The organism is Gilliamella sp. B2969, from assembly GCF_026536195.1.
Classification (GTDB): Bacteria; Pseudomonadota; Gammaproteobacteria; order Enterobacterales; family Orbaceae; genus Gilliamella.
Genome location: NZ_JAFNOP010000022.1, coordinates 1 through 5,191, shown reverse-complemented (window position 1 = coordinate 5,191; position 5,191 = coordinate 1). Strand labels below are relative to the sequence as shown.

General features: G+C 58.4%; 4 protein-coding genes and 4 pseudogenes. 1 reads left to right on the top strand and 7 read right to left on the bottom strand.

All coding sequences use genetic code 11. The features are described from left to right. From J3U66_RS12740 to J3U66_RS12710, 7 genes and pseudogenes are all read right to left on the bottom strand, one after another. The coding region (locus J3U66_RS12740; protein ID WP_416379689.1) for an aminoglycoside phosphotransferase family protein at window positions 1-558 on the bottom strand (558 nt) is incomplete at its 3' end. Continuing rightward, the gene (gene aph(3'')-Ib / locus J3U66_RS12735; RefSeq protein WP_001082319.1) at window positions 558-1,361 is read right to left on the bottom strand and encodes an aminoglycoside O-phosphotransferase APH(3'')-Ib; all 804 of its coding nucleotides are present in this window, start codon (window positions 1,359-1,361) and stop codon (window positions 558-560) included. The genes aph(3'')-Ib and J3U66_RS12740, both read right to left, overlap by 1 nt. Window positions 1,362-1,421: 60 nt before the next feature. After that, on the bottom strand, window positions 1,422-2,237 hold the full coding sequence (sul2, locus tag J3U66_RS12730; RefSeq protein ID WP_001043260.1) for a sulfonamide-resistant dihydropteroate synthase Sul2: 816 nt from the start codon (window positions 2,235-2,237) through the stop codon (window positions 1,422-1,424). 307 nt (window positions 2,238-2,544) lie between these two features. Then, window positions 2,545-3,045, bottom strand: a pseudogene (repC, locus tag J3U66_RS12725) (replication protein C, IncQ-type); the annotation flags it as partial. A gap of 15 nt (window positions 3,046-3,060) precedes the next feature. Continuing rightward, a pseudogene (locus tag J3U66_RS12720) lies at window positions 3,061-3,111 on the bottom strand (mobilization protein); the annotation flags it as partial. 106 nt (window positions 3,112-3,217) lie between these two features. Next, window positions 3,218-3,859: pseudogene (locus tag J3U66_RS12715) on the bottom strand (MobA/MobL family protein); the annotation flags it as partial. Window positions 3,860-4,182: 323 nt separating this feature from the next. Beyond that, window positions 4,183-4,305: a hypothetical protein gene (locus J3U66_RS12710; protein ID WP_267349248.1), complete on the bottom strand. Its 123-nt coding sequence runs from the start codon at window positions 4,303-4,305 to the stop codon at window positions 4,183-4,185. 519 nt (window positions 4,306-4,824) lie between these two features. Here J3U66_RS12710 and J3U66_RS12705 point away from each other — a divergent pair. After that, window positions 4,825-5,106 (top strand): annotated as a pseudogene (locus J3U66_RS12705) (IS91 family transposase); the annotation flags it as partial. Window positions 5,107-5,191 lie beyond the last annotated feature (85 nt).

Genomic DNA, 5,191 nt, shown 5'->3' with positions numbered 1-5,191 from the left:
TATGCGGCGACCGAGTTGCTCTTGCCCGGCGTCAACACGGGATAATACCGCACCACATAGCAGAACTTTAAAAGTGCTCATCATTTGATCGGCTATAATCGCCGCGTGGACGTAGTCAGTTTGACAACCTGCGTTTTGATCATCGCGCGCCCGCTGAAACAAAGCTGCAAAGCGATCCCGGATCGGGAGAAGGGCAGAAGGCAGGGGTTCCTCAGATGCGGCATACAGCTTCGCCATTAGTTCCGCTGCAATTTCGGTCGCCTGGTAGTCGCCGTGCTCGGCAACGATGTGAGAGAGCATTCGCTCCCCGGCATATTCGAGCAACATCAGATTGTTCTCACGACCGAGCAACCGGACTGCTCCCCTCCCATTGCGCCATACCAGATAGTCGGCCCCGCGCAGTTCATCAGCAATGTCTTCTATAGGTTTCAATCCCTTGACGATTGCAGGAGTCCCGTCTGGCAATGAAACTTTCCAAACGAGGCTGGAAAAGGTGTCCGCAATGAGAACAGGTTGCGAAACGTGCCAATGAGCAGGAAAAACAGGCGGCATGAACATCAACCCCAAGTCAGAGGGTCCAATCGCAGATAGAAGGCAAGGCGTTCGCGGTCGGGGGCTTCGATCCCCAATACATTGAATAGGACAGCGAAGGCGCGCTCTGCTTCATCTGGCGCTGCCCAGTTCTCTTCGGCGTTAGCAATCATGAGTGCCAAATCGGCATAGCGATCTGCTGTTCCGAGCCGCCCAAGGTCGATCAGACCCGTGCATTGAAGAGTTTTAGGGTCCACCATGAAGTTCGGCATGCAGGGATCACCATGGCAAACAACCATATCGGTGCGCTCTTGGTCGAGCCGCACCGGTAGCTCTCGTTCGACACGAGCCAAAAGATCGAGCTGCGGCGTACTCTTGTCCTCGTCCGGTAAGAAGTCGGGATTGACGGCATTGCGGGACACCACATCAACGGCGCGTCCGAACATTCGCGACAGCCTGCGCTCAAACGGACATTGATCAACCGATAGGCTGTGAACAGCGCCAAGTTGCTGCCCCATTGACGGCCACGCTTTGAGCAAATCCGCTCCAGACAGATCAGCCGCCGGTACTCCCGGAATTGCCGTTATCACCAAGCATGCACCCTCCTGTTCCTCCTGCCAGTTGATGACCTCGGGGCAAGCCACACCTCGACCTTTGAGCCAAATGAGGCGGTCACGCTCTCCAGCGAGCTCACCGCGGCGGGAAGCAGGTGCGATTTTCGCGAAGGCATGCCCGTCACCACGTCGAAAAACAAAATCACCAGATTCTCCGCCTCTGACAGGCAACCAGTCAGAATGCGATTCACCAAAAAAAATATTAGTTCGATTCAATGGAGGTTCCTTCAGTTTTCTGATGAAGCGCGAATATAGAGAAATATCCCGAATGTGCAGTTAACGAATTCTTGCGGTTTCTTTCAGCGCCGCCAATACCGCCAGCCCGTCGCGCAAGGGGCGCGGCTCGTGTGTGCGGATGAAGTCAGCTCCACCTGCGGCGGCGGCAAGCTCTGCAGCGAGTGTCGCGGCCCCGACATCCCCCGGACCACGGCCTGTGAGCGCGCGCAGAAAGGATTTGCGCGAAACAGACAGAAGCACCGGCAAATCGAAGCGCAGCCGCAATTCATCGAACCGCGCCAGCACCGAGAGCGAGGTTTCGGGAGCAGCCCCCAGAAAAAACCCCATGCCGGGATCAAGGACAAGGCGGTTGCGTTTGATACCGGCACCCGTCAGCGCCGCGATGCGCGCGTCAAAGAACGCCGCAATGTGATCCATGATGTCGCCAGCGGGTGCCTCGCGCCGATCTGCCTGCCCGTCTTGCACCGAATGCATAACGACGAGTTTGGCAGATGATTTCGCCAATTGCGGATAGAACGCAGCGTCTGGAAAACCGCGAATATCATTGAGATAGGCCACACCACGCGACAAGGCATAGGCTTGCGTCGCGGGTTGATAACTGTCGAGCGAGACGGGAATGCCATCTGCCTTGAGCGCGTCCAGCACCGGCGCGATACGCGCGATTTCTGTGTCGGACGAAACAGGCGCGGCGTCGGGATTGCTGGATGCCGGACCGAGGTCGATCACATCTGCCCCCTCGGCCATCAGCTTACGCGCCTGCGCAATGGCTGCGTCTGGCGCCAGATACCGGCCTCCATCGGAGAAACTGTCCGAGGTTATGTTGACGATGCCGAAAATGATGAGCGATTTATTCATGGGGGCTTCTATAATAATAATAATCGAGCATGAGTATCATACGGATGCTCGGGTCGAAAGGGAATCCCCAGGCGAGTAACCTGTTTGCGGTGATCCATTAGCTGCAGGAGCAGAATAGCATACATCTGGAAGCAAAGCAAGGAAAGCGGCCTATGGAGCTGTGCGGCAGCGCTCAGTAGGCAATTTTTCAAAATATTGTTAAGCCTTTTCTGAGCATGGTATTTTTCATGGTATTACCAATTAGCAGGAAAATAAGCCATTGAATATAAAAGATAAAAATGTCTTGTTTACAATAGAGTGGGGGGGGTCAGCCTGCCGCCTTGGGCCGGGTGATGTCGTACTTGCCCGCCGCGAACTCGGTTACCGTCCAGCCCAGCGCGACCAGCTCCGGCAACGCCTCGCGCACCCGCTGGCGGCGCTTGCGCATGGTCGAACCACTGGCCTCTGACGGCCAGACATAGCCGCACAAGGTATCTATGGAAGCCTTGCCGGTTTTGCCGGGGTCGATCCAGCCACACAGCCGCTGGTGCAGCAGGCGGGCGGTTTCGCTGTCCAGCGCCCGCACCTCGTCCATGCTGATGCGCACATGCTGGCCGCCACCCATGACGGCCTGCGCGATCAAGGGGTTCAGGGCCACGTACAGGCGCCCGTCCGCCTCGTCGCTGGCGTACTCCGACAGCAGCCGAAACCCCTGCCGCTTGCGGCCATTCTGGGCGATGATGGATACCTTCCAAAGGCGCTCGATGCAGTCCTGTATGTGCTTGAGCGCCCCACCACTATCGACCTCTGCCCCGATTTCCTTTGCCAGCGGTTCGATCTGCTCCGCTAACTCGTTGATGCCTCTGGATTTCTTCACTCTGTCGATTGCGTTCATGGTCTATTGCCTCCCGGTATTCCTGTAAGTCGATGATCTGGGCGTTGGCGGTGTCGATGTTCAGGGCCACGTCTGCCCGGTCGGTGCGGATGCCCCGGCCTTCCATCTCCACCACGTTCGGCCCCAGGTGAACACCGGGCAGGCGCTCGATGCCCTGCGCCTCAAGTGTTCTGTGGTCAATGCGGGCGTCGTGGCCAGCCCGCTCTAATGCCCGGTTGGCATGGTCGGCCCATGCCTCGCGGGTCTGCTCAAGCCATGCCTTGGGCTTGAGCGCTTCGGTCTTCTGTGCCCCGCCCTTCTCCGGGGTCTTGCCGTTGTACCGCTTGAACCACTGAGCGGCGGGCCGCTCGATGCCGTCATTGATCCGCTCGGAGATCATCAGGTGGCAGTGCGGGTTCTCGCCGCCACCGGCATGGATGGCCAGCGTATACGGCAGGCGCTCGGCACCGGTCAGGTGCTGGGCGAACTCGGACGCCAGCGCCTTCTGCTGGTCGAGGGTCAGCTCGACCGGCAGGGCAAATTCGACCTCCTTGAACAGCCGCCCATTGGCGCGTTCATACAGGTCGGCAGCATCCCAGTAGTCGGCGGGCCGCTCGACGAACTCCGGCATGTGCCCGGATTCGGCGTGCAAGACTTCATCCATGTCGCGGGCATACTTGCCTTCGCGCTGGATGTAGTCGGCCTTGGCCCTGGCCGATTGGCCGCCCGACCTGCTGCCGGTTTTCGCCGTAAGGTGATAAATCGCCATGCTGCCTCGCTGTTGCTTTTGCTTTTCGGCTCCATGCAATGGCCCTCGGAGAGCGCACCGCCCGAAGGGTGGCCGTTAGGCCAGTTTCTCGAAGAGAAACCGGTAAGTGCGCCCTCCCCTACAAAGTAGGGTCGGGATTGCCGCCGCTGTGCCTCCATGATAGCCTACGAGACAGCACATTAACAATGGGGTGTCAAGATGGTTAAGGGGAGCAACAAGGCGGCGGATCGGCTGGCCAAGCTCGAAGAACAACGAGCGCGAATCAATGCCGAAATTCAGCGGGTGCGGGCAAGGGAACAGCAGCGAGTGGCCGGAGGATCGGCTCATGGCGGCAATGGATGCGTACCTTGAACGCGACCACGACCGCGCCTTGTTCGGTCTGCCGCCACGCCAGAAGGATGAGCCGGGCTGAATGATCGACCGAGACAGGCCCTGCGGGGCTGCACACGCGCCCCCACCCTTCGGGTAGGGGGAAAGGCCGCTAAAGCGGCTAAAAGCGCTCCAGCGTATTTCTGCGGGGTTTGGTGTGGGGTTTAGCGGGCTTTGCCCGCCTTTCCCCCTGCCGCGCAGCGGTGGGGCGGTGTGTAGCCTAGCGCAGCGAATAGACCAGCTATCCGGCCTCTGGCCGGGCATATTGGGCAAGGGCAGCAGCGCCCCACAAGGGCGCTGATAACCGCGCCTAGTGGATTATTCTTAGATAATCATGGATGGATTTTTCCAACACCCCGCCAGCCCCCGCCCCTGCTGGGTTTGCAGGTTTGGGGGCGTGACAGTTATTGCAGGGGTTCGTGACAGTTATTGCAGGGGGGCGTGACAGTTATTGCAGGGGTTCGTGACAGTTAGTACGGGAGTGACGGGCACTGGCTGGCAATGTCTAGCAACGGCAGGCATTTCGGCTGAGGGTAAAAGAACTTTCCGCTAAGCGATAGACTGTATGTAAACACAGTATTGCAAGGACGCGGAACATGCCTCATGTGGCGGCCAGGACGGCCAGCCGGGATCGGGATACTGGTCGTTACCAGAGCCACCGACCCGAGCAAACCCTTCTCTATCAGATCGTTGACGAGTATTACCCGGCATTCGCTGCGCTTATGGCAGAGCAGGGAAAGGAATTGCCGGGCTATGTGCAACGGGAATTTGAAGAATTTCTCCAATGCGGGCGGCTGGAGCATGGCTTTCTACGGGTTCGCTGCGAGTCTTGCCACGCCGAGCACCTGGTCGCTTTCAGCTGTAAGCGTCGCGGTTTCGGGGTCTGACGCTCAGTGGAACGAAAACTCACGTTAAGGGATTTTGGTCATGAGATTATCAAAAAGGATCTTCACCTAGATCCTT